Annotated in this window: 17 protein-coding genes and 1 tRNA gene; 11 read left to right on the top strand and 7 right to left on the bottom strand. The window is 70.5% G+C overall.

The features are described 5' to 3' along the window. The first annotated feature begins 250 nt into the window (after positions 1-250). On the top strand, positions 251-1,351 hold the full coding sequence (locus tag D9599_RS08175) for an acyltransferase (RefSeq protein WP_198380735.1): 1,101 nt from the start codon (positions 251-253) through the stop codon (positions 1,349-1,351). 15 nt (positions 1,352-1,366) lie between these two features. On the opposite strand, the gene D9599_RS08170 is transcribed toward D9599_RS08175, so the two are convergent. The 3 genes from D9599_RS08170 to D9599_RS08160 form a co-directional block, all read right to left on the bottom strand. Continuing rightward, positions 1,367-2,962, bottom strand: coding sequence for a putative O-glycosylation ligase, exosortase A system-associated (locus D9599_RS08170; RefSeq protein ID WP_198380734.1), 1,596 nt, complete (start codon positions 2,960-2,962; stop codon positions 1,367-1,369). 400 nt (positions 2,963-3,362) lie between these two features. After that, a tRNA-Arg gene (locus tag D9599_RS08165) sits at positions 3,363-3,439 on the bottom strand. A gap of 72 nt (positions 3,440-3,511) precedes the next feature. After that, positions 3,512-4,765: a glycoside hydrolase family 108 protein gene (locus D9599_RS08160; RefSeq protein ID WP_198380733.1), complete on the bottom strand. Its 1,254-nt coding sequence runs from the start codon at positions 4,763-4,765 to the stop codon at positions 3,512-3,514. A 157-nt stretch (positions 4,766-4,922) separates the two neighbouring features. On the opposite strand from D9599_RS08160, the gene D9599_RS08155 reads away from it, so the two are divergent. The 3 genes from D9599_RS08155 to D9599_RS08145 are packed head-to-tail and all read left to right on the top strand — an operon-like array spanning position 4,923 to position 9,233. After that, entirely contained in the window at positions 4,923-6,239 is a 1,317-nt protein-coding gene (locus tag D9599_RS08155) for an aspartate aminotransferase family protein (RefSeq protein ID WP_198380857.1), read from the top strand. 26 nt (positions 6,240-6,265) lie between these two features. Beyond that, positions 6,266-7,816, top strand: coding sequence for an ABC transporter substrate-binding protein (locus D9599_RS08150; protein ID WP_198380732.1), 1,551 nt, complete (start codon positions 6,266-6,268; stop codon positions 7,814-7,816). Positions 7,817-7,838: 22 nt separating this feature from the next. Beyond that, the gene (locus D9599_RS08145) at positions 7,839-9,233 is read left to right on the top strand and encodes a M20/M25/M40 family metallo-hydrolase (protein ID WP_198380731.1); all 1,395 of its coding nucleotides are present in this window, start codon (positions 7,839-7,841) and stop codon (positions 9,231-9,233) included. A 109-nt stretch (positions 9,234-9,342) separates the two neighbouring features. Here the strand turns inward: D9599_RS08145 and D9599_RS08140 are convergent, their stop codons facing one another. Beyond that, positions 9,343-11,661: an NADP-dependent malic enzyme gene (locus D9599_RS08140; protein WP_198380730.1), complete on the bottom strand. Its 2,319-nt coding sequence runs from the start codon at positions 11,659-11,661 to the stop codon at positions 9,343-9,345. Positions 11,662-11,719: 58 nt separating this feature from the next. After that, complete coding sequence (locus D9599_RS08135; protein WP_198380729.1) at positions 11,720-13,312, bottom strand: ABC transporter substrate-binding protein; 1,593 nt, start codon at positions 13,310-13,312, stop codon at positions 11,720-11,722. A gap of 113 nt (positions 13,313-13,425) precedes the next feature. Here D9599_RS08135 and mutS point away from each other — a divergent pair, with 113 nt between their 5' ends. Both mutS and D9599_RS08125 read left to right on the top strand, forming a co-directional pair. Further along, positions 13,426-16,134, top strand: a complete 2,709-nt coding sequence (gene mutS, locus D9599_RS08130; RefSeq protein WP_198380728.1) for a DNA mismatch repair protein MutS — start codon at positions 13,426-13,428, stop codon at positions 16,132-16,134. Continuing rightward, entirely contained in the window at positions 16,131-18,875 is a 2,745-nt protein-coding gene (locus tag D9599_RS08125; RefSeq protein WP_198380727.1) for a [protein-PII] uridylyltransferase, read from the top strand. The genes mutS and D9599_RS08125 overlap by 4 nt, the downstream gene beginning before the upstream one ends. 5 nt (positions 18,876-18,880) lie before the next feature. Here D9599_RS08125 and D9599_RS08120 read toward each other — a convergent pair whose 3' ends face one another. Continuing rightward, positions 18,881-19,081: a hypothetical protein gene (locus tag D9599_RS08120; RefSeq protein WP_198380726.1), complete on the bottom strand. Its 201-nt coding sequence runs from the start codon at positions 19,079-19,081 to the stop codon at positions 18,881-18,883. Positions 19,082-19,168: 87 nt separating this feature from the next. Next, positions 19,169-20,263, bottom strand: coding sequence for a heat-inducible transcriptional repressor HrcA (gene hrcA, locus D9599_RS08115; RefSeq protein ID WP_198380725.1), 1,095 nt, complete (start codon positions 20,261-20,263; stop codon positions 19,169-19,171). A gap of 460 nt (positions 20,264-20,723) precedes the next feature. On the opposite strand from hrcA, the gene rph reads away from it, so the two are divergent. The 5 genes from rph to D9599_RS08090 all read left to right on the top strand — a co-directional run bounded on the left by rph (position 20,724) and on the right by D9599_RS08090 (position 24,598). Beyond that, the gene (rph, locus tag D9599_RS08110) at positions 20,724-21,545 is read left to right on the top strand and encodes a ribonuclease PH (RefSeq protein ID WP_198380724.1); all 822 of its coding nucleotides are present in this window, start codon (positions 20,724-20,726) and stop codon (positions 21,543-21,545) included. Continuing rightward, on the top strand, positions 21,542-22,162 hold the full coding sequence (gene rdgB, locus D9599_RS08105; RefSeq protein ID WP_198380723.1) for an RdgB/HAM1 family non-canonical purine NTP pyrophosphatase: 621 nt from the start codon (positions 21,542-21,544) through the stop codon (positions 22,160-22,162). The genes rph and rdgB overlap by 4 nt, the downstream gene beginning before the upstream one ends. 79 nt (positions 22,163-22,241) lie before the next feature. Further along, complete coding sequence (locus tag D9599_RS32245; protein ID WP_198380722.1) at positions 22,242-23,288, top strand: flagellar motor protein MotB; 1,047 nt, start codon at positions 22,242-22,244, stop codon at positions 23,286-23,288. Next, complete coding sequence (motA, locus tag D9599_RS08095) at positions 23,285-24,151, top strand: flagellar motor stator protein MotA (RefSeq protein WP_198380721.1); 867 nt, start codon at positions 23,285-23,287, stop codon at positions 24,149-24,151. The genes D9599_RS32245 and motA overlap by 4 nt, the downstream gene beginning before the upstream one ends. 21 nt (positions 24,152-24,172) lie before the next feature. Further along, positions 24,173-24,598 (top strand): PaaI family thioesterase, encoded by a 426-nt coding sequence (locus D9599_RS08090; protein WP_198380720.1) that lies wholly within the window; start codon positions 24,173-24,175, stop codon positions 24,596-24,598. Positions 24,599-24,600: the final 2 nt, after the last annotated feature.

Genomic DNA, 24,600 nt, shown 5'->3' with positions numbered 1-24,600 from the left:
TCGGGCTCCCACACCTCTTCGTGCCAGGTCGCGATGCGCGACGGGGCGCAACCTGACGGCCCTCGAGCCCGGCGTCTAGTAGCCGAGGGACGGCTGGCGGTCCCAGGTGGGGACGATACGCGGCCGTGCGCTCTTGCAACGAGCTCGCCCGCATGCGTTCTGCCTCTCTGGCCGAGAGGGCGCGTCGCCTCGCCGGACCCGGATCGGGGGCCGGCTCCAACCCCGGCACGGGAGTCACGGTTTGAGCAGAGTGAGACCGATTCACGCGCTCACCTCGCTGCGCGGCGTCGCGGCCTGGTGGGTGGTGCTCTACCATTTCCGGGAGTTCTTCCCCGCGGGCACGCCCTGGGCCATCCAGGCTTTCACCGCCAAGGGCTACCTTGCGGTGGACCTGTTCTTCGAGCTGAGCGGCTTCGTCATCGCCCTCAACTACGCCAGCCGGATGGAGACCTTCCGCCTCGGAGACAGCATCCGCTTCCTCTTGCTGCGGCTCGCGCGGATCTACCCGCTGCACCTCTTCATGATGCTCGTCTTTCTTGCGAACCCTATCGCGCTGAAGTTCTTCTCGACCCTGGGTACGGTCGATCACCGCTACGACCCTGCCTACTACGTAATGAGCCTCTTCCTCGTGCAGAACTGGGGCCTGACGGACGACATCCGGTGGAACATACCGGCTTGGTCGATCAGCACCGAGTGGTTCTCCTACCTCGTTTTCCCGATCCTCACCCCTCTCCTCGTCCCGGCCTATCGCAGGCGGGTTCTCGTCGTCGGCGGGGCGATCCTGCTGCTCGTGCTTCTCGCGGTGCTGACGGCGGCAAATGGCGGGGAACTCGGCGGCGAGATCCCGCGCCTCGGGCTGATGCGCTGCCTGATCGAATTCCAGACGGGCGTACTGCTCTGCCACTTCACCACTCTCTGTCCGGCGCGCGGCCCGTGGCGGAGCGGGATCGCGGCGGGCCTCGCCCTCGCCCTCTTCGCGGCCTATGCCATGCTGCCGGTGCCGGACTACGCCGTCATGCCCGCGGGCTTCCTGTGCCTGATCTACGCTCTTACCGACGAGAACAACCCGCTGGCGCGCGCGCTCCGGGTGCCGGTGCTGGAGCGGCTCGGCGACATCTCCTACTCAACCTATCTCGTGCATTACTTCGTGAAGGACTGGGTCAAGTTTCTCATCGTTGGCCCCGACACGCCGCTGCTGGCGATCCTTGGCACCTATGTGCTCGTCACCGGGGTCCTGTCAGTCGTTCTCTACCGCTTGGTCGAGCGGCCGGGGCAGCAGGCCGTGCAGGCCCTGCTGCGAAGCCGCCCCCTGCCCGGTTCAGGTGCCTCGACGCAGCCCGGCCCCCGCTGAGGGAGGGCCGGGCTCTCAACCCTTGACCGGAAGGTCGCCTTCCATTCTCGCCGGCGCGGCCCGTCCGCGCCAGCCGGCATCCTGGGACCCCACCAGGGCGGGGGTGGCGGCGAGCGTCGCGGTTCCCGCTGCGGGGCGGTTGCGCCAGCCCGGCTGGCGGGCGGGGGCGGGCGGCTTGTAGGCGGGTCCGCCCGCCAGTCCCTTGGCCGCGGGCGCCGCGCGCCAGCCGCCGCCTGCGGCCACCGCCGGCTCGGGCAGCGCAGGGCCGGCAGGCTTCGGCAGGGCGGGCCGATCCCGCCAGCTGCGCTGCTGCTTTGCCGCGTCCGCCGCCCCCTTCTTCAGCCGTTGGACATGGTGGGCGAGGCAGGCCGAAAGGGCGAACATGTAGTAAAGCATCGGCTGGAAGGCGACGCCGATGAAGGAACCGCAGGCGAGCAGCGTAATCAGGGAGACCTGCAAGGCGTAGGCAAGTTCTCGCAGCCACTCCATTCCCGGCGTCTTCTTCGCCCATCGCGAGGTCCGCTGGAGCGAGAGGAAGGCGGTGACGATCAGCGCGCCAAAGAGGGCGAGGCCCGGCCAACCATGCTCCCCCAGCACCTCGAAGTAGATGCTGTGGAAGGCTTTGCCCCTGAAAACATCGTCCTCCAACCCGCCATCCGCGGCAGGGAAGCGGATCTCGTTCACTTCATACGAGTTGAACCCGCCGCCCAGCGGGTTGTGGGCAACAAAGTCGAGGGTCCACTTCCAAACGAGAATGCGCCCGAGGGCCGAGCCTTCGGACTTGTAGTCGTTGATTGTGGAAATCCGTTCGTTCCAGGCGCTCGACGTAAAGAAGACGAGTGCTGCCCCCGCCACCGCGCCCATCAGGCCGTAGGTCACCTTATGCCGCGTGCGGAGCCACAGCCCGGTGCCGACGACGAGCATGCCAATGAGCCCGGTGCGGGCGTAGGTGCCAACCGCGCAGGTAATGGTCGCGACCGCGAGGCCGATATACATCAGGTTCGTGATCGGATGCTTCGGCACGAGAATGGTGTGGTTGCGCAGGTAGAGGATGATCGGCAGCAGCATCAGGGCGACGGCCGCGAGGGTGCTTCCCTCCGCGAAGCCGGAATTGCCGCTCACCACGCCGAGGGCCATGCCGTAGCCGCCGCCGTTGATAATGGTTTTCAACCCGGTGGGCAGGACGTGGATCGCCAGTGAGAAGAGGTAGATCTGGAGGAAGGCTTCGATCTGCACGCGCGAGCGGAAGACGTAGGGGATAAAAGCGGAGAAGAGGATCGTCTTCACCGCCCAATTCCACTTCGTCCAGGCTGACCAGGGCGAGACGGCGAGCACGGCGGTCGTGAAGGTCACCCAGCCCGCAAAGAGCACGGTGAGCACGAGGATGAGAGAGATGCCCGGCGGATCGCGGCGGTCCATGATCACGTAGCCGCCGATCGCCAGAAGCGCCATGATCAGCGAGACCGGAATCGAGGGAAGGATCGAGTAGGCGACGTTCTGCGGCGTGAATGTATCGACCCAGACATAGCCGAGGCTGAACACGAAGGGCGCGGCCACCCCGAGCGTGACGAAAGCGATATAGATGAGGGTCAGATAGACGCTGCGAAGCATGGGGCCTTATCTCTCCCCGCGCGCGGCGCCGGCCGTGCGCGCGTGCTTCCGGCGCCAGCCCTCATCCACTTCCTGTGTCTTCCTCTGCATCTCTTCGGGCTGCGGCTGGCTGAACCAGGGAATTTTGCTGTCCAGAATCACGGCGCGAACGGCGATAAAGACACACAGAATTGTGGTAAACAAAATGGCACTTAGATCAAGCATGCCGCTCCCGCTCCGCTCGTCCGGTACTGTATTCCTGTCGAAAACCCGGGCCGAATGAAATAGGTGGGGGAACGCAAGTTCATGATTGACCGTAACGTGATCTCGTTACGGTTTCCTGAACCAGGCGCCCAGGCTGCCATTTCACACCGCGAGCAAGCGAGGCCCGGCAACACGGGCGGCGCGGAGCTGGGCATTCTGGCGGACCCGACACGATTCGAACGTGCGACCTTTGCCTTCGGAGGGCAACGCTCTATCCAGCTGAGCTACGGGTCCCCACGGGCTCAATAGCCCAGCCGCCCGCCGGGGGGAACCCCTGACGGGCGACCGCCTCACCTGTAGAGCGGCTCAGGCCGCTAGGCTCTCTGCCGACCCCGCGCTCATCGCCGTCGCGGAAGTCCCCCCTGCCGACATCCTCAGGGCCGCCTGCCGGGCGCCCTCTACCCGGCGCGTCCAGCCTCGGCCGAAGGTCTGGAACCCATCCAGGCCGCGGTAGTAGGCCATCCGTCCCTCCGCGAGCCGGCCGATCAGCTCCGCTCCGCGGCAGGCCCGGGCCGCAGCGAGGGTGATCGGGCCGATTGAGCCGTCCGCCTTCACCCCGACACCTCCCTGGAGGAGGCGAAGGCTGCGGCCAGGCCCGCCGTTCACCCCGAAGTCGAAGACCATTAGGTCCACCCCGGGGGGCAGTTCGGCGCAGCGCATCGGGATCCAGTAGCGAGCCCGGTAGATCTCGCGTGCCTCTGCCCGGGTCAGGGCGCGGACATCCGCCTCGGTCACCTCAGCATCGCGAAAGTCAGAGAGGATACGGCGGGTGATGCCGAGATTGGTGGCGCCACCGGGATCGGCCGGATGGTTTACGAAGCCCCCTTCCGCCGCCAGCACATGGTCCAGACAGGCATCGAAGCGGTCCTCAGCCGGCCGCTGCGCGATAAGCGAGACGAGGGAAAGCGCCGGGGCCGGCGGGTCGGCCGAAACGGCGGCGCCCTGCGGGGGCGAGGGCGGGCCCTGCAGCCGGGCCTGCAGCTGAACCTCCTGCAGCCGCCCCACCAGGGCGTCCTTGTTGCGGGAGGACTGGGAGGAGCCGATCCAGAAATTCACCACTGCGGCGAAGGCGGCGCCCAGCGTGCCCACGGTGATGTTGATCACGCTTGCCACCTGCGGGTCGAAGCGGGGGCCGCCCTCGGCCGGCGGGTTGAGGCTCACCAGCAGCGCCAGCACCGAGAAGAAGCCCAGCACCACGAGGGCGGAGACGGTGACGGGTCCCCAGGCCGCCCCCCCGCCCCGTGTCATGGCAGCCCCTTCCCGGCTCGATTGGAGACCGGCAGGGAAAGCCGCGCTCCGGCGCCCCTCCCTGGGCGGGCTGGTCTCGGCCGCAAGACGGGCACCTTGCAGGGCAATCTCCGCCAACCGGGCACGGAGGGCGGCCGCCCGCCCAGGATCTGCGGCCAGGGCCGCGCGGGCGGCCACCGGGTCGGCGGTACCGAGCGCTTGGTGAACGGCCTCGGCAGCCGCGGCCGCGAGGAGGCCAGCGGGATCGGCGGCCACCAGACGCAGGATGTCAGGCACGAGGGCGGCCGCGACGGGGATGAGCGATAGTGCCATGCGGTGGGGCTCCTGCGGTGAAGGGGACCTCGGATCACCACACCAGTGTATAAGTTCCTAATATAGGAAATCAAGCATTTTCCAGTTACACGCCTTGTTTCCACCGCCCAGGCCGGGCCATCCTGCGCCCACGCCCAAAGGTGCCCCCATGAACAGCATGTCCCCGCCGCGCCCGAACGACCTCGACTCGTTCTGGATGCCCTATTCCGATAACCGCTACTTCAAGACGAACCCGCGCATGCTCGCCCGCGCCGAGGGCATGTCCTACTTCACGCCCGAGGGACGGGAGGTGCTGGACGGGACGGCCGGCCTCTGGTGCTGCAATGCGGGCCACGGCCGGCGGGAGATCGTGGAGGCCATCCAGAAGCAGGCCGCGATCATGGACTTCGCCCCCACCTTCCAGCTCGGCCACCCCATCGCCTTCGAGGCCGCAGCGCGAGTCGCGGAGATGACGCCCGCGGGCATCGACCGGGTCTTCTTCACCAATTCCGGCAGCGAGAGCGCGGACACGGCGCTGAAGATCGCCCTCGCCTACCAGAAGGCCCGCGGCCAGTCCCAGCGCGTGCGCCTCATCGGGCGGGAGCGCGGCTATCATGGAGTCGGCTTCGGCGGCATGTCGGTGGGCGGCATCGGCGGCAACCGCAAGCAGTTCGGCGCCATGCTCCCCTATGTGGACCACCTGCCGCACACCCACGATCCCGCGCGCAACGCCTTCACCAAGGGCATGCCCGAGCACGGCGCGGAGTTGGCGAACAAGCTCGAGGATCTCGTCGCCCTGCACGGCGACACCATCGCGGCCGTCATGGTGGAGCCTGTCGCCGGCTCCACGGGCGTGCTCGTCCCGCCCAAGGGCTACCTCAAGCGCCTGCGCGAGATCTGCGACAAGAACGGCATCCTGCTGATTTACGACGAGGTCATCACCGGCTTCGGGCGCCTCGGCACCGATTTCGGGGCGGAGCGGCTGGAGGTGGTGCCGGACATCATGACCATGGCCAAGGGCCTGACCAACGCCGCCGTGCCCATGGGCGCCGTCGCCTGCTCCAACGCCGTCTACGAGGCTGTGGTGGAGGGCTCGCCGGCGGGGATCGAGCTGTTCCACGGTTATACCTATTCCGGCCACCCTCTCGCCTCCGCCGCCGCCATCGCGACGCTGGCGCTCCACCGCGAGGAGGACCTGCCCGGCCGGGCGCGGGCCATCGAGCCCTATTGGGAGGAGGCGGCGCACTCGCTCCGTTCCGCCCCCGGCGTGGTCGATATCCGCAATCTCGGCCTCATCGCGGGGATCGAGCTGGCGCCGCGCGAGGGCAAGCCGGGTGCGCGCGCCATGGACGTGTTCCGCCGCTGCTTCGACGACGGCGTGCTGGTCCGCGTGACCGGCGACATCGTCGCGCTCTCGCCCCCGCTGATCATCGAGAAGCCGCATGTGGACCGGCTGATCGGCACCCTTTCCGACGCGATTCACGCGATCGCCTGAGAGCCCGAACGAGGAAGGACCGGGGAATGCGCTGGGCTCGCCGGCTGGCCATCGCCATAAGCCTCGTGCTCGCGGCCACCGCGCCGCGCGCGCAGACCCTGACCTTCGGCAACAACGCCACCGTCACCAGCATCGACCCGCATTTCTACACCGCGACCCCCATCATCGAGGTGACGCGGGAGATTTTCGACGGTCTCACCGCCATGCGGGCCGATGGCAGCATCGGCCCGGCCCTGGCCGAAGCCTGGTCCCCCGTCGCGCCCGACATTTGGGAGTTCCGCCTCCGCCCGGGCGTCACCTTCCAAGATGGTACGCCCTTCACCGCCGACGACGTGGCCTTCACCATCGACCGCGTGCCCCAGGTGCCGAACTCCCCAGGGTCGCTGGTGATCTTCACCGCCAGCATCGCGCGGGTGGAGGTGGTCAGCCCCCTCGTCGTGCGCCTCCACACCAAAGGGCCGGACCCGCTGGTCCCCGCGAACCTCGCCTGGGTCGGGATGCTCAGCCGCCGCATCCACGAGGGCGCGACAACCGCGGGCTTCAACGAGGGCCGGCTCGCCATCGGCACCGGTCCCTACCGCCTCGTCTCCTTCACGCCGGGAGAGCGGGTGGAACTGGCGCGGAACGAGACCTATTGGGGCCCGCGCCCGCACTGGGAGCGGGCGGTGAACCGCACCATCCGCAACGCCGCCGCGCGCACCGCCGCCCTCCTCTCCGGCGACGTGGACGTGATCAACGGCGTGCCGACCGCCGACCTTGCCCGCCTGCGCGCCGACCCGCGCCTCGCGCTGGAGGAGACCGTCGGGCTACGCATCGTCTTCCTCCACCTCGACAGCCTGCGAGACGAGACACCCTTCGCCACCGGGCTCAACGGCGAGAAGCTCGCGGCCAACCCGCTCCGCGACCTCCGCGTCCGCCGCGCACTCTCGATGGCCATCGACCGCAACGCCCTCACCGAGCGCGTGATGGAGGGATCGGCCGTCCCCTCCGCCCAGCTCGTCCGGGAAGGCCTGAGCGGCTACGTGCCCGGCCTGCTGCCGGCCTACGACCCCGCCGCCTCCCGCCGCCTGCTGGCCGAGGCAGGGTTTCCCGGGGGCTTCCGCCTGACCCTGCACGGGCCGAACGACCGCTACCCCAACGACGCCCGCGTGCTGCAGGCCATCGGCCAGATGTGGCAGCGCATCGGCGTGCAGACGGTCGTCGATGCCCAGCCCTGGACCACCTATTCCGCACGTCAGGGGCGGCAGGAGTTCACGGCCTCGCTGATGGGCGGCACCGCCGTGACCAGCGAGGCCTCCTATCCGCTGCGCTCCATCCTCAACCTGCGGGACGAGGCGCGGACCAACCGCCGCTACAACAACCCTGCCTTCGAGGCGGTGCTGGACGAAGCCGGGCGCACGCCCGACCCGGCGGCGCGGGAGCCGCTGTTGCAGCGCGCGGTGCGGATGGCGATGGAAGATGTCGCCATCGCGCCGCTCTACATCCAGAAGGCCACCTTCGCCTCCCGGCGCGGGCTGACCTTCGAGCCGCGGGTGGACGAGATGCTCAGCATCTCCGCCGTGCGGACGGCGCCGTAGGCGCAAACTCAGGGGAGCGGACGTGACGGGAACGAGGGACGGCGCCATCGCGCGCGCGCAGGGCGAATACGACGACGGCACCTTCCTCGACCGGCTGGCCAGCCTGGTCGCGGTGCAGACCGAGAGCCACCCGCCCGAGCGGAAGTCGGAGCTGGAGCGCTACTGCCACCAGGTGCTCGGCCCCATGGTCTCGGTGCTGGGATTCGAGACGCAGGTGATCGACAACCCCGAGCCGATCCACGGCCCCGTGCTGGTCGCGACCCGCATCGAGGACCCCGCCCTTCCCACGGTGCTGTTCTACGGCCACGGCGACGTGGTGCGCGCCATGCCAGAACGCTGGCGGCCGGGCCTTGATCCCTGGAAGCTCACCGTGGAGGGCGACCGGATCTACGGCCGCGGCACCGTGGACAACAAGGGCCAGCACCTGCTGGGCATCGACGCCATGGGCGCCGTGATGGACGAGCGCGGCGGCCGCCTCGGCTTCAACGCGAAGATCATGGTGGAGACGGGGGAGGAGGCGGGATCGCCGGGCCTGCTGCCCTTCATCCGGGCGCACCGCGACCTGCTGGCGGCGGATGTCTTCATCGCCCTCGACGGCCCCCGCGTCTCCCGCGTCGTGCCCGACATCATGCTCGGCACCCGCGGCGGGATCGCGATGGACCTCGTGATCTCGCTGCGGGAGGGCGGGCACCATTCCGGGCACTGGGGCGGGCTGCTGAAGGACCCCGGCGTGATCATGGCCCACGCCATCGCCTCCATCATCTCCCGCGACGGCCGCATCCTCGTGCCCGGCTGGACGCCCGCCCATGTGCCCGAAGCCGTGACGGCCGCCGCGCGCGCCGTGATCAGCGAGCCCCAGCCCGGCGCCCCCGTGCCCGAACCCGACTGGGGCGAGCCCGGCCTCTCCAACGCCGAGCGCATCTACGCCTGGAGCAGCGCCATCGTCCTCGCCAGCATCTCCGGCCAGCCGGAGGGCCCGGTGAACGCCGTCGGCGGCACCGCCCGCGCCCGCATCCAGCTTCGCCACACCGTGGACGTGGACGGCGCGCAGGTCGTGTCCGCCCTCCGCGCCCATCTCGATGCCCAGGGCTTCCCCGAAGTGGAGGTCGTGCCGGTGACGGAGCGCGACATGTTCCTCGCCTCCCGCACCGACCCGAATGATCCCTGGGTGCGGACGGTGGAGGCCTCCTTCGCCCGCACGGTGGGCCGCCAGCCCAACGTCATCCCGACCATCGGCGCCTCCGGCCCCTCCGAGTTCTTCAAGCAGGAACTCGGCGTGCCGGTGATCTGGATTCCCCACTCCTACGGCGGCTGCGGCCAGCACGGGCCGGACGAGCACGGGCTGGGCACGCTTTTCCGCGAAGGCCTCGGCCTCATGGCCGGTCTCTGGTGGGATATCGGAGAGAGCCGGCGGTAACCGCTTCCGCACAGCGCCCAAACAGAAAGAAAAAGATGGTCGAAGGCCCTGCCTTCGACGGGCCCGGGGGAGAATTCCTTCTCTCCCCCGAAGTCACCAACGCCGTCCCCTACCTCGGCAGCGAGTCGTGCGCCGCGAGGCAGGCCATGTCGAGGATGCCGTTCACCCCCGACGCGATGGACAGGATCTGCGCCGGCTTGGACAGACCCATGAGCAGCGGCCCGATGGTGGTCGCGCTGGTCAGGCGCGGCGCGGCCTTGCTGAGGATATTGGCCGCGTGCAGGCCGGGCATGATGAGCACATTGGCCGCCCCGGTCAGGCGGCAGAAGGGATAGAGCGCGCGCAGCGAGGGATCGAGCGCCACGTCCGCCGCCAGCTCGCCCTCGTACTCGAAGCCGACATCGCCGCGAGCATCGAGCAGTTCCACCGCGTGGCGCACGGTCTCCGGGATGACGCTGCCCCGCGGGTCGCCGAAGGTGGAGAAGGAGAGGAAGGCGACGCGCGGCTCCAACCCGAGGCGCCGGGCCTGGGCCGCGGACTGCACGGCAATTTCGGCCAGGGTTTCGGCGTCAGGCCGCTCGTGGATGGTGGTGTCGGCGATCAGCACGGTGCCGGCGCGGCGGGTCAGCATCAGCGTCAGGCCGAAGAGCACGCCCTCCCCGCCCTGGGAGGAGGGTGCGGGGTCGATCGCGAGAGTGATCTGCTTCAGCGCCGCGGAGTAGGAGCGGGTCGTACCCGTCACCATGGCGTCAGCGTCGCCGAGCGCCACCATGCAGGCAGCGAAGACGTTGCGGTCGAGGTTCACCGCGCGCTGGGCGTCGCGGAAGAGGAAGCCGCGCCGCTGCATGCGGCCGTAGATGTACTCGGCATAGCGGTGATTGCTGTCCGAGCGCGCGGCGTTGTGGATCTCGATCCCCTCGGGAAGCGGAATGCCCAGTGCCGCGACCGTCGCCGTCACGCGCTCCTCTCGGCCGACGAGTACGGGCGTGCCGTAGCCCGCATTGCGGAAGGCGATGGCCGCGCGGATCGTCTTCTCCTCCTCGCCCTCCGCGAAGACAACGCGGCGGGGATTGTGGCGAACGCGCTCCGTGATGGCCTCCAGCGCCCCACCGGCGGCATCCAGCTTCTGCGCGAGGTCACGGGCGTAGCGCTGCATGTCCGTGATCGGCTTGCGCGCGACGCCGCTCTCCATCGCGGCCTTCGCCACGGCGGGAGAAACGCGGGAGATCAGCCGCGGGTCGAAGGCGTGCGGGATGATGTAGTCCGGGCCGAAACGGAGCCCGAGCCCGCCGCCGGCGCCCGCCACCTCCTCCGGCACGTCCTCGCGCGCCAGCATCGCCAGCGCGTGGGCGGCAGCGATCTTCATCGGCTCGTTGATCGTGGTGGCACGCACGTCCAGCGCGCCGCGGAAGATGAAGGGAAATCCGAGGACGTTGTTCACCTGGTTCGGGTAGTCCGAGCGCCCGGTGGCCACGATGCAGTCGGGGCGGACGGACTTCGCCTCGTCCGGCGTGATCTCGGGATCCGGGTTGGCCATGGCGAAGATGATGGGCTTGTCGGCCATGGCGCGGACCATGTCCGGCGTCACGGCGCCCTTCTTCGAGAGGCCGAAGAAGGCGTCCGCGCCGGAGAGCGCCTCGGTCAGCGTGCGCGCGCTGGTGTCAACGGCGTGCGCCGACTTCCACTGGTTCATGCCCTCGGTGCGGCCGCGGTAGAGCACGCCCTTCGTGTCGCACATGACGATGTTCTGCGGGCGCATCCCCATGGCGCGCAGCAGCTCCGCGCAGGCGATGGCGGCGGAGCCGGCGCCGTTGATGACGAGGCTCGTTTCGCGGAGGTCACGGCCGGTCAGGTGGCAGGCGTTGATCAGCCCGGCGGCGGCGACGATGGCGGTGCCGTGCTGGTCGTCGTGGAAGACCGGGATGTCCATGATCTCGCGCAGGCGCTGCTCGATCACGAAGCACTCGGGGGCCTTGATGTCTTCGAGGTTGATGCCGCCGAAGGAGGGTGCGAGGAAGCGGACGCAGTTGACGAATTCGTCCACGTCGGAGGTATCGACGCAGAGGTCGATGGAGTCCACCTCGGCGAAGCGCTTGAACAGCGCCGCCTTGCCCTCCATCACCGGCTTGCTGGCCACCGCCCCGAGGTCGCCGAGGCCGAGCACCGCCGTGCCGTTGGAGATGACGGCCACCATGTTGCCCTTGGCCGTGTAGTCATAGGCGAGGGACTTGTCCCGATGGATCTCGATGCAGGGCTCCGCCACGCCCGGCGAGTAGGCGAGGGAGAGGTCGCGCGCGGTCGAGAGCGGCTTGGTGAGGCGGATCTCCAGCTTGCCGGGCTTGCCCTCGGCATGCATCGCCAGGGCTTCTTCCCGGGTGATGCGGGCGGTCCGGGAATCCCCGTTTCCGGTGCGGCGCGCGTCGTCCATGGCTATTTCTCCCGCTCTGGCGGCGTTATGCCCCGCCGGGTGCGAAGCGTGAAGCGCATCAGACCCGACGGATGTTCCAGGGATAAGGCGTGCTGCCCTCGAGAAAATCCGTCAGGTTGCGGCGGAAGGCGGTTCGGATGGTGAACTGGCCGAGCGGAATGGTCGCGACCTCCTCCAGCGCGAGCCGCCCGAGGGCCTCCGCGGTGCGCGCGCGGGCCGCGTCGTCCGGCGCGTCCATCCACTCCGCCGTCAGCGCCTCCGCCCTCTCGCTCTTCCACCACCCGAACCATCCGGCCTCGCCCTGGCCGCGGATGAGCGGGGACATGGCGGGGCTGCCATAGGTGTTGGAGGAGCCGGTGGTGTGGAAGATGCTCCAGCCGCCGCGCTCCACCGGCTCGCGCGAGTTGCGGCGCTGGATCACCGTGCCCCAGTCGCTCTCATCCAGCTGCACGTTCATGCCGATGCGGCGTAGCGCATCGTTGGTCACCTGGCCGAGCGGCCCGATATCCGGAAAGTCCGTGGGGTTGATAATGACGAGCTTGCCATTGGTGTAGCCGGCCTCCTTCAGCGCGGCGCGCGCGGCGTCGAGGCTGCCGGGCATGAGGTCGGGGTTGTCGCGGTAATAGGGCGTGCGGCGGGGATAAAGGCTGCGCGTCTCGCTCCAGAGGGAGGTGTCGTCCCCCTGGGCGGCGCGCATGTAGCTGTCCTGAATGACGGAAAGCCGCACCGCCCGGCGCAGCCGCACGTCATCGAAGGGCGGCTGGAGGCAGTTCAGCCGCATGAGCGCGAGCCGCCCCTCCACGTCCAGGATCTCCTGCCGGATCTCGCGGTTACGGGTGAGCACGGGGCGAAGGTCCGACAGCGGCCGCTCCCACCAATCGATCTCGCCGTTCGTCAGGGCCGCCGCGGCGGTGGAAGCGTCGGGGATGACGCTCCACTCGATCCGCCGCATCCGCGCGATCTTCCCGCCCGAGGCGCGCTCGGGTGCCTCCTGGCGGGGCACGTAGCCGTCGAACTTCTCGTACACGACGCGCGAGCCCGAATTGTACTCGCCCGCCACGAAACGATAGGGGCCGGAGCCGATCATCTCGGTGATGGCGCGGGTCGCCTCGGTGTTCGCCAGGCGCTCGGGCATGATGAAGCAGACGCTGGCGTCCGGCTTGGCCAGGGCGTCGAGCATCAGCGGGAAGGGACGGTTCAGCCGGGCCTCGAAGCTCCGGTCATCCACGACGCGCCACTCCGCCACCGCGCGGGCAAGGAGCTGGCCGAAGGGGTCGCGCACGCACCAGCGCTTGATGCTGGCGATGCAGTCCGCTGCGCGCACGGGCTCGCCGTCGTGGAAGCGCAGGCCGTCCCGCAGCCGGAAGCGCCAGCGGCGGCCGTCGTCAAGCACCTCGTGCCCCTCGGCCATCTGCGGGCGGGGGCGGTTTGCGGCGTCCACCGCGTAGAGGGTGTCGAAGACGTAGTAGCCGTGGTTGCTGGTGACGGTCGCGGTTGTCCAAACAGGATCAAGGCTCGTCAGGTTCGCCTGCGGCACGAAGCGGAGCGTCGCCGCGCGCATGTCCTGGCCCAGGGCTGGGGCGGCCAGCCTTGGGGCGAACGCGCCGGCGGCCAGGGCCGCGCCGCTGCGAAGAAGGCTTCGACGATCCATCCGGTTCTCTCCAGCGGGGTCCTTTGCCGGCCCCTTGCCGAAAACCTGCGCCCGCCTTGCGGGGCTTTGCAAGCGCTGGACCGAACCCCGCGCCGCACTTAGGACTGAGGGTCATGAACGCCGTCCCGCCGTCGCCTAACAGCATCCCCCGTGCCGAAGGCGCCACCCCCGCCATGGCGCAGTGGTTCGCCGCCAAGGCCGCGCATCCGGACGCGCTGATCTTCTTCCGCATGGGCGATTTCTTCGAGCTGTTCTTCGCCGACGCGGTCACGGCCGGGGAGGCGCTGGGCTTGGCCGTTTCCCACCGGGGCGAGCACGCGGGGCGGCCCGTGCCCATGGCGGGCGTGCCCGTGCACGCAATGGAGGCCTATCTCGCCCGCCTCATCCGCCGCGGCTACCGCGTCGCGATCTGCGAGCAGATGGAGACGCCCGAGGCCGCCAAGGCCCGCAAGGCCCCCGCCGTGCGGCGGGAGGTGGTGCGGGTCGTCACCCCCGCGACGGTGACGGAGGAGGCGCTGTTGGAGGGCCCCCGCCCCTCCTGGCTGCTGGCCCTGGCACCCGAGGGTGGGGAGCGGGTCGGCGCCGCTTGGCTGGACGTCTCCACGGGCCAGGTCTGCACCGAAAACCTAGTGGCCGCCGAGTTGGGCGCCCTGCTGGCCCGACTGGAGCCAGCGGAGGTGCTGGCGCCCGAGTCCCTCACCGCCGGCGACCTCCTCACCCCGCTCGGCGGCGCGGTGCGCGAGACGGCCCCGCCTCGCGATGGCGGTCGCGTCGCGGCCGAGGCATGGGGCGTGGCGAGCCTCGCGGCCTTCGGGGGCTTCACCGAGGGCGAGACGGCGGCCTTGGCCATGGCGCTCGACTACGTGCGCGCGACCTCCGGCGGCACCCTGCCCCGCCTTGCCCCGCCGGAGTGCAGGGGCGGCGAAGGCACGCTCAGGATGGACGCCGCCACGCGGCGTAGCCTCGAAATCCTCCGCGCCGAGCGCGGGGGCAAGGACTGCCTCCTGGGCGCGGTGGACCGCACCCTGACCGCCGCGGGGGCGCGGGAACTGGCTGCCCGGCTCTCGACGCCGCTCGCGGAAGAGGCGCCGATCGCGGCGCGGCACGACGCCGTCTCCTTCCTCCTCGCGGCCGGTTCCGTGCGGTCGGGGCTGAGGGAGGCGCTGCGCGGCGCACCGGACATGGCCCGCGCCCTCGGCCGCCTCTCGGTGGAGCGCTTCTTCCCGCGCGATCTCGCGGCGCTGCGCGACGGGCTGGCGCGGGCGGAGGCGATGCGGGCCGCGATCGCCGAAGCCGCCGGCGTGCCCCCCGTCCCGCCCCTGCTGCTCTCGGCCCTCGGGGCACTGGTGCCGGATGGGTCACCCCGCGCGGAACTCGCCCGCGCCCTTGCGGCCGAACTGCCGGCCCGGCTGGAGGACGGCGGCATCGTCGGCGCCGGCTACGATGGGGAGCTGGACGCCCTGCGGCGCCTCCGGGACGACGCTCGCGGGGCGATCCTCGCGCTGCAGATGGACCTCGCCCAGGCCTGGGGGGTCGCCAGCCTCAAGATCCGCCACCACCAGCAGCTCGGTTTCCTGGCCGAGGTGCCGGCGGCGGCGGGGGAGACGCTGCTGCGGGCCAAGCCCGCGCCCGGCCCCATGGCGCCGGTCCATCGGCAGAGCATGGCCAATGCCCACCGCTTCACCTGCGGGGCGCTCTCGGACCTCGACCGCAAGCTCTCCCAGGCGCGGGACGAGGCGGCGCGGCGGGAGGCGATGGTGGTGCGCCACCTCCGTAAGCTCTGCCTCGACGCCGCCGCGGGCATCGCCGCCGCGGCCCGCGCTGCGGCGGAAATCGACGTGCACGCGGCCTCGGCCGAGCTAGCGGCGGGCGGCGGCTGGTGCCGGCCGGAAATCCCCTCCCGCCCAGATTTTTGCATCACCCAGGGCCGGCACCCCGTGGTGGAGGCCGCGCTCCGCCGCAACCGCGGCCCCGCCTTCGTGCCGAACGACGCCGACCTCTCCCCCGGTCGCCGGCTCTGCCTGCTGACGGGGCCGAACATGGCGGGCAAGTCCACCTATCTCCGCCAGAACGCGCTGATGGTGGTGCTTGCCCAGGCCGGCCTCTTCGTTCCAGCGGAATCCGCCCGGATCGGGCTGGTGGACCGCCTCTTCTCCCGCGTCGGCACGGCGGACGACATCGCCGGCGGGCGCTCCACCTTCATGGTGGAGATGAGCGAGACGGCGGCGGTGCTGAACCAGGCCGGCCCCCGCTCCTTCGTGGTGCTGGACGAGGTCGGGCGCGGCACGGCCACCTGGGACGGCCTCGCCATCGCCTGGGCAGTGCTGGAGGCGCTGCACGACCGCCTCCGCTCCCGCACCCTCTTCGCCACCCATTTCCACGAGCTGACGGCGCTGGCCGGCAAGCTGCCGGAACTGGCGCCGGCCGCCATGAAGGTGCGGGAGCACCGCGGGCAGGTCGTGTTCCAGCACCTGGTTGGGCCGGGCGCCTCGGAACGGTCCTGGGGCCTGCACGTCGCCCGCCTGGCGGGTGTCCCGCGGGAGGTGGTGGGGCGGGCCGAGACGGTGCTGGCCTCCCTGGAGGAACGGGCGCGGGGGCTGGACCCCCTTTCCGGCGAGTTGCCCCTTTTCGCCGCAGGGGCCCCGCCCAGGCCGCAACCAGGGGTAGAGCCGGACCCGCTCATTACAGCGTTGGAAGGGCTCGATCCTGATGCGATGGCGCCACGCGAGGCGCTGGAGGCGCTGTACCGGCTGAAATCGCTCCTGCCCGGCCACGGGATGGCTGTTGCACCGCAGAAGGACTCCTTATCTTCCGTCGGATGAACACCGCTGCCCTCGGCACCGCCGAAGCACCCTACGTGCCGCAGTTCGGGTTTGACGGGGCGGGGCTAGAAGGGCTTGGGTCCTCGCCGCCACCGTCCCGGGACGTGGCGCTGGCCTCTCTGCGCCGTCATCTCAGCCGCATCCAGGGCGGCATGCAGGAACGCTTCGAGCGGGAGAACCTCGCGGGGCTGGTCGCCGCGCGGGCCCTCGCCAGCGAGATGGACGGGCTGATCGCGGCCATCATGCGCTACAGCCTCGTCGCCACCGGGGTGCCGGTGGAGGCACCGCCCTTCGCGCTGGCCGCCACCGGCGGCTACGGGCGCGGCACCCTCGCCCCCTATTCCGACATCGACCTCCTCTTCGTCTCAGAGGCGCCGCTGGAGGCCCCGGGGCGGCAGGTGGTTGAGTTCATGCTCTATCTCCTCTGGGACCTCGGGGTGAAGGTCGGCCATGCCACGCGCTCCATCGCCGAGTGCCTGGTGGACGCAAAGGCGGACACCACCGTGCAGACGGCACTGCTCGACGCCCGCTTCCTGGAGGGCGACCGCGCCGTCTACGACGGCTTCCACGCCGCCTATGCGAAGGCGCGGGCGGAGTGGGGGCTCGGGCAGTTCCTGCACGCCAAGCAGATCGAGCGCGGACTGCGGCACGCGCGCTACGGCGACAGCCCCTATCTCGTGGAGCCGCACATCAAGGAGGGCCGCGGCGGCCTGCGCGACCTCCAGACGATGTACTGGCTCGCCCGCTACGCCTTCGACGTCGAGAAGATGTGGCAGCTCGTCGGGCCCGACAGCCCCGGCGGCGGCTTGCTGACAGCACAGGAGGCGCGGGCCTTCCGCCGCGCCTGGTCCTTCCTCTGGACCGTCCGCTTCCACCTCCACTACGTGACGGGGCGCGCCGAGGAGCGGCTGACCTTCGACCTGCAGCCCGTGGTGGGCGCCCGCATGGGCTACACCCGCCACGGCAAGCAGGACGGGGTGGAACGCTTCATGAAGCACCTCTTCCTCACCGCGCGGGAGGTGGTGCGCCTCAAGCGGCTGCTGGAGCCCGCGATCGAGCGCGCGGCGCTCGGCATGCCCGCGCTCCAGCCTGCGCCGGACGCGACGATGAAGCGCGAGGGGCTGACGCTCGCCGACGGCAAGATCCTTTTCGCGCCCGACCACGACATCGCGTCCGACCCGGCCGTCATGCTGCGGCTGGTCCGCACGGCGCGCGACCGGGGCCTGGAGATCCACCCGCTGGGCCTCCGCGCGCTCATTCGCAACGCGCGCTACGCGACGCGGCTGCGCGGGCAGGCGGCGGCCAACGTGCTCTTCCTGGACATCCTGGTCGGCAAGAACAGCGCGCGCTGGCTGCGGGCGCTGAACGAGGCCGGGGTGCTGTCCAGCCTCGTGCCCGAATGGGCGCGCATCGTCGGGCTGATGCAGTTCGACACCTACCACGTCTTCACCGTCGAGGAGCACACGATCGAGGCGGTGGGCGTGATGAACGCTCTCGAGCGCGGGGAGCTGGACACGATCGCGCCGGTGGCCTCCGAGCTCGTTGGCCAGTTGCAGTCCCGCCGCGCGCTCTACGCCGCGATCCTGCTGCACGACATCGCCAAGGGCCGCGGCGGCGACCACTCCGAGATCGGCGCCGGCATTGCGCAGGAGCTGTGTCCCCGCCTCGGCCTCTCGCCGGAGGAGACGGAGACGGTCTCCTGGCTCGTGCTGAACCACCTTCTCGTCAGTCAGACCGCCTTCAAGCGCGACATCGACGACCCCAAGACCATCCTCGACCTCGCGGAGGTCGTGCAGTCGCCCGAGCGGCTGCGGCTGCTGCTCGTGCTCACCGTCTGCGACATGCGTGCCGTCGGGCCGAAGGTCTGGAACGGCTGGAAGGCCACCCTGCTGCGCGAGCTCTACTGGCGCGTGGCCGAGGTGCTGGCGGGCGGGCTCTCGGTGCCCGAGCGCGACGTGCGCGTGGCCCGCGCGCGCGAGGCCGCGGCAGCGGCCCTTTCCTTCCGCCCGCAGGCGGAGGTCGAGCACTTCCTCGCCCTCGGCTATCCCGGCTACTGGCTCTCCTTCGATCCCGACACGCATGCCCGCCACGCTGCCCTCATCCGCGAGGCCGAGGCCACCGGCGCGCCACTGACCGTGCGGACCGAGGTGCTGGAGGACCGTGCCGTGACGGAAGTGACGGTCTACACCGCCGACCATCCCGGCCTGTTCAGCCAGATTGCGGGGGCGCTCGCGGTGGGCGGCGCCTCCATCGTCGATGCCCGCATCCACACCATGACGAACGGCATGGCGCTCGACACCTTCTGGGTGCAGGACGCCGCCGGCGGCGCGCTGGACGCGCCGCACCGCCTGGCGCGGCTCTCGGTCATGATCGAGCAGGCGCTGTCGGGCCGGATGCGCATCAACGACGAGATCAGCAAGGTGAAGCGCGAGCCCGCGCGCCTGCGGGCGGTGACGGTGCCGCCGCGCGTGGTGATCGACAACCACGCGAGCAACACCCACACGGTCATCGAGGTGAACGGCCGCGACCGCCCGGGGCTGCTGCACGACGTGACCGCCGCGATCTCCGGCCAGGGCGTGCAGATCGCCTCAGCCCATGTCACGACCTATGGCGTGAGGGCTGTGGACGTCTTCTACGTGAAAGACCTCTTCGGCTTGAAGATGGAGAACGAGCGCAAGCTCGAGGGGCTGCGCCGGGCGGTGCTGGCCGCTCTGGGGACGGAGCAGGCGCTGACCGGCTGAATGCCCTAGTGGCGAGCGCGCGCGGTGCGGACGAGCACCGCGATGGACAGCAGGATGGCGGAGACGAGGAAGCCGACCGCGACCAGGCCTGCGGGGGTCGCGCGCGCCGTGGCCCGGAGCGTGCCGGCCGGGCCGAGGCGGACCTCCACCTCGGCGCGCATCTCCTCTGGATGGGGAGCCGAGGTGGCGGGCGGCGTGTCGCTCATCGGGTCGTTCTCCATGGGATCATCACGAACCCGGGCCTTTCCACCTTCGCTGCGGAGTGCGGAACGACGTCCGACGAGCCAGGGCGGTCAGCCCAGCATCCGCCCGATCACCTGCGCCGTGTAGTCCACCACCGGGATCACCCGCCCGTAGTTGATGCGCGTCGGCCCGATGACGCCGATGGCGCCGACGATCTTTTCCTGCCCGTTGCGGAAGGGCGCGACGACCATGGAGAGGCCGGCGGTGTCGAAGACACCGCTCTCGGCGCCGATGAAGATCTGCACGCCCTGCCCGCGCTGGGCCAGTTCGAGCAGGCGCAGCATTGTCTCCTGCGCCTCTAACCGGTCGAAAAGGGACTGGATCTCGGCCACGCGGGTCGCCTGATCGATGTTCTGCAGCAGGCGCGACTGGCCGCGTAGGATGAGCGACCCCCCTCCCCCGCCCGCCCAGGTCGCGAGACCGGACTGCACCACCTGGTTCGTCAGGGCATCCAGCGCCGTGCGGTTCGCCGCGATCTCGTCCGAGACGAGGTGCCGGGCATCCTCCAGCGTGCGGCCGTTGAGGCGGGCGTTGAGGTAATTCCCGGCCTGGGCCAGCGCCCCGGCAGGGAGCCCGGGCGGAACCTCGATGATGCGGTTCTCCACCTGGCCACGCTCGCCCACCAGCACCACCAGCGCGCGGCCGGGGCCGAGGGCGACGAATTCGATGTGGCGCACGGCCGACTCGGCGCTCGGCGCCACGACGAGGCCGGCAGCCCCGGCCAGGCCCGAAAGCATCTGCCCGGCCTCGGCCAGCGTGTCCTGCATCGAACGGCCCGAGGCGGCACAGCGGGCGGAGATGGCCTCGCGCTCATCATCCGTCAGGTCGCCGAACTCGAGCAGCCCGTCCACGAAGAGGCGCAGCCCGCGCTCGGTCGGCAGGCGGCCGGCGGAGGTGTGGGGCGCGTAGAGCAGCCCGGCCTCCTCGAGATCCGCCATGGCGTTGCGGATGGTGGCCGGGGAGAGCGAGAGCGGCAAGCGGCGGGAGAGGGTCCGGCTTCCGACGGGCTCCCCGGTCTCGACGTAAAGCTCCACCACCTGGCGGAGGATCGAAGCGCTGCGCATGTCGAGGCCCGGCAGGCTGCCCCCCGCGGAGATGCTGCGAGATGCCGTGATGCCGGGGCGTTGGTTGGGCTGGGCGCCCATTCGGTGGCGGGTCTCCGTGAAAATTGGCGAACCTTCAACCTAGGTAGCAGGAGGTGGAGCGTCAACGCGGTGCGCGCGGCGGGCAGTGCCCTCTCACCTAATTGTTCCGATCAGGCCATGTTCCATTAACGGGATTGCAAGCGCGGCGCTGCCACATTCGGTCACGCGGGCGACATTCTTCCGTCGCGCGAGGCCTTGCTCAATGCGGTCGTGATGCGGGGGCCGACATGGGCGACGCGGCGGATGGATCGGGACACAGGCGGGGATTGCCTTCGGCAGGGGCCTGGGCAGCGATGCTCGCCCTTTGGCTGCCCCCGGGTGAAGCGGGCGCAGCCGAAGCCCTGGCGGCGGAAGTGACCGTGCCGGGGCCGCCCCTCGCGAAGGCGGCGCCAGGCGCGGCGTTGACAGGGGTGGGGCCGGGCGTGTTCCTCCCGCCTCCGTCGCGAGAGAGAGCCGCCGCATGTCATCCGCACCGCCAGGCCGGAGCCCCGGCAAGCCCGCCGGCACCGCCTTCGGCGCCGCCCTCGGGCAGGCGCTCGGCATCGACCCCGCCGCCCGCCCCGCCGGTCGGCCCTCCGGGCGCGCTCCCGACCAGCTGCGACAGCTGAAGCTCGAGCCCGGCTTCGCCCGCCACGCGGAGGGTTCCTGTCTCGTCCGGATGGGCGTGACCGAGGTGCTCTGCACCGCCAGCGTCGAGGGGCGTGTGCCCGGCTTTATGCGCGGCAAGGGCCAGGGCTGGGTCACGGCCGAGTATGGCATGCTGCCCCGCGCCACCCACACCCGTGGGGAGCGCGAAGCGGCCCGAGGCAAGCAGTCCGGCCGCACGCAGGAGATCCAGCGCCTGATCGGGCGCAGCCTGCGCGCCGTGACCGACCGCGCGGCCATGGGGGAGATGACCATCACCCTCGACTGCGACGTGCTGACGGCCGATGGCGGCACGCGCTGCGCCGCGATCACGGGCGCCTGGGTGGCGCTGCACCTCGCCTTCCAGCATCTCCGCCGCAACAACATCATCGCGCGCGACCCCCTGCTGGACCAGGTGGCCGCCGTCTCCTGCGGGATCCATGGCGGGGAACCGGTGCTCGACCTCGACTACGCCGAGGACAGCGGGGCGGGCACGGACGGGAACTTCGTGCTGACGGCCAAGGGCGGCATCGTCGAGGTGCAGGCGACCGCCGAGTCCGCCCCCTTCTCCGAGGCGGAGCTGACGGGGCTGTTGGCCCTCGCGCGGAAGGGAACGGCGGAGATCTTCGCGGCCCAGCGCGCGGCGGTGGGGCTGTGAGCGGCGCGCACCGCCCGCTGGCGGAGAAGCGGCTCGTCCTCGCCACCCATAATGCCGGCAAGGCGCGGGAGGTCGCGGCCCTGCTGGCCGGGCACGGCATCGCGGTCGTCACGGCCGGGGAGTTGGGCCTGCCCGTGCCGGAGGAAACCGAGACGACCTTCATCGGCAACGCCTCGCTGAAGGCGCTGGCAGCGGCGCGGGCGAGCGGCACCGTCGCCCTGGCCGACGATTCCGGCTTCTCCGCCGCGGCCCTGGACGGCGCGCCGGGCGTCTATACCGCCGACTGGGCCGAGCAGCCCGACGGCACGCGCGACTATGCCGAGGCCATGGCGAAGGTAGAGCGGCTGGCGCGCCACTCGCCCGACCGCGCGGCCTGGTTCTCCTGCGCCCTCGTCCTCGCCTGGCCGGACGGCCATGTTGAGGCCTTCCTCGGCGAGGCGCATGGCCGCTGGGTCTGGCCGCCACGCGGCGATCACGGCTTCGGCTACGACCCGATGTTCGTGCCCGAGGGCGAGACACAGACCTTCGCGGAGATGGACCCGGCGCGGAAGCACGCGATCAGCCACCGAGCCGCCGCCTTCCGCATGCTTGAGGAGGCCTGCCTGCCGAAGGCCTAACCCGCCCGCTAGGCGCCGGCGGTTAACCGGGCCTTGAGAGTGCTTCGGCGATGCTACCCGCGGTTAGGGGTGCAGAGCCGTGGCAAAAGGCAAGGGCGAAGGCGTCACCATCGTCATCAGGAAGGAGGAGGGGGGCGAGGGCGGCCACCATGGCGGCGCGTGGAAAGTCGCCTATGCCGACTTCGTCACGGCCATGATGGCCTTCTTCCTCCTCATGTGGCTGCTCAACGCCACGACGGAGGAGCAGCGGCGGGGACTGGCCGACTACTTCAACCCGACGAACGTGATGGGCCAGCGGCCCAGCGGCTCAGGTCAGCCCTTCGGCGGCCGCACGCCGAGCGAATCGGGGCAGATGGCCTCCAACGCCTCCTCCATGCGGGTAGAGACGGGCCCGCGCCCGGTCGTCTTCGACCTCGAGGAGGACGACAGCGACACACCGGCCACCCCGGTGGAGCGCCGCGAGGGCCCGAAGGGCGACGACGAGACGGCGACCCCCGCCCGCCTCCAGGCCGAGCAGGCGGCCGAGCGTCGCGCCGCCGAGGGAATGGGCACGCCCGGCAACCGTGAGGCGGGAACCAGCCCGGCCGACGTCGCCAAGGCGGGCACCGAGGTGCTGCGGGAGGAGTTGGAGAAGCGCGAGCGCGAGGGCCTGGACCGCCTGGCTGAGCAGCTGCGCGCCGCCGTGCGCGACGACCCCGCCCTGGCCGACCTCGCCCGCCAGCTTCAGGTGGAGCAGGTGCCGGAAGGACTGCGAATCCAGCTCCTGGACGCCGAGCGCCAGCCGATGTTCGCCCTTGGTGGCAGCGCGCCGGCGGACAAGGCAAAGGCGCTGCTGGCGAAGGTAGCGGCGGTGATCAACCGGGTGCCCAACGCGGTCTCCATCACCGGCCACACGGACGCGACGCCCTTCCGGCCCGGCGCGCGCTCGAACTGGGATCTCTCGGCGGAGCGCGCCAACGCCACCCGGCGGCTGCTGGTGGAGGGCGGCGTCGCGGAGTCGCGCATCCGCAGCGTAGCCGGCCTCGCCGAGCGCGAGCCGCTGCTGCCCAACGATCCCGGCAATGCCGCGAACCGCCGGGTCTCCGTCCTGCTCCTGCGCGAGAACACGAGGAACGCCGCCCCATGACCACCATCATCGGCTTCGTCCTGATGATGATCACCGTTTTCGGCGGCTACACGCTGTCGGGCGGCAAGTTCGACATCATCCTGCACGCCCTGCCGCTCGAGGGCATAATGATCGGCGGCGCGGCGGTCGGCGCCTTCGTCATGTCGAACTCGATGCACGACGTGAAGCACACGCTCGCCGGCTTTGGGAAGATCTTCAAGGGCGCCCGCTTCCACAAGAGCGACTACGTGGAGATGCTCTCGTTGCTCTACTGGTTCGTGCGCCTCGTGCAGACGAAAGGCGCCATGGCGCTCGAGGCGCATATAGAAAAGCCAGAAGAGAGTCCCGCCTTCGCGAAGTTCCCCAAGATCAAGGCGAATCACCACGCCGTCTCGATCATCTGCGACTATCTCCGCATGGTCGGCATGAATGCCGACGACCCGCACCAGATCGAGGACGTGATGGCGCGGGAGCTGAAGAAGCTGAAGGAGGAGGAGCTGCACCCCTCCCACGCGATGCAGAGCATGGCGGACGCGCTGCCGGCGCTCGGGATCGTCGCGGCGGTGCTCGGCGTCATCAAGACCATGGCCTCGATCGACCAGCCGCCAACGGTGCTCGGCGGCATGATCGGTGGCGCGCTGGTCGGCACCTTCCTTGGCGTGCTGCTGGCCTATGGCGTGATGGGCCCCATGGCGGCGCGGCTGAAGGGCGTGGTGGACGAGGAGACGAAGTACTTCGAGGTGATCCGCGCGGTGCTGGTCGCGCACCTGCACGGCAACGCGCCTCAGGTCTCGGTGGAAACCGGTCGCAAGATGGCGCCGACCGCCTACATGCCCTCTTTCCAGGAGTTGGAAGCGGTTCTCCAGGATTTGCAGATCGCCTGAGGGCCGCGCTACGCCATCGGCATGGACGACACAGCCCCCTTCCACGACCTCATCGGCATCACCCTGGAGGAATGGCGAGACGGCTATGCCCGCCTCGCCCTCGACGTGGAGCGCAGGCACCACAACCGCAGCGGCGTGCTCCACGGCGGCGTGCTGCTCGCGATGATCGACCAAGCCGGCGGCTATTCGGGGCTGTTCTGCACCGTGCCCGGCAATGTGCGCCGGGCCGTCACGGTGGATATGGACTGCCGCTTCACCGGGCAGGTGACCACCGGCCGCATCGTGGCCGAGGGGCGGATCGTCACCGCCGGGCGCAACATCTTCTTCACCCGCACCGAGGTGCTGGGCCCCGACGGCAAGCTGGTGGCCTACGGCGCGGGCACCCACCGCTGGCGCTCCGGCAGTCAGGTGCCGGAGGGCGTGCCGGCCGATTCGCCCCTCCGCTGAAC

Origin of the sequence: Roseomonas sp. KE2513, from assembly GCF_016107305.1 — a bacterium.
GTDB lineage: Bacteria > Pseudomonadota > Alphaproteobacteria > Acetobacterales > Acetobacteraceae > Roseomonas.
Note: the sequence above shows the minus strand (reverse complement) of the source record. Positions and strands in the feature narration are given on the sequence as shown.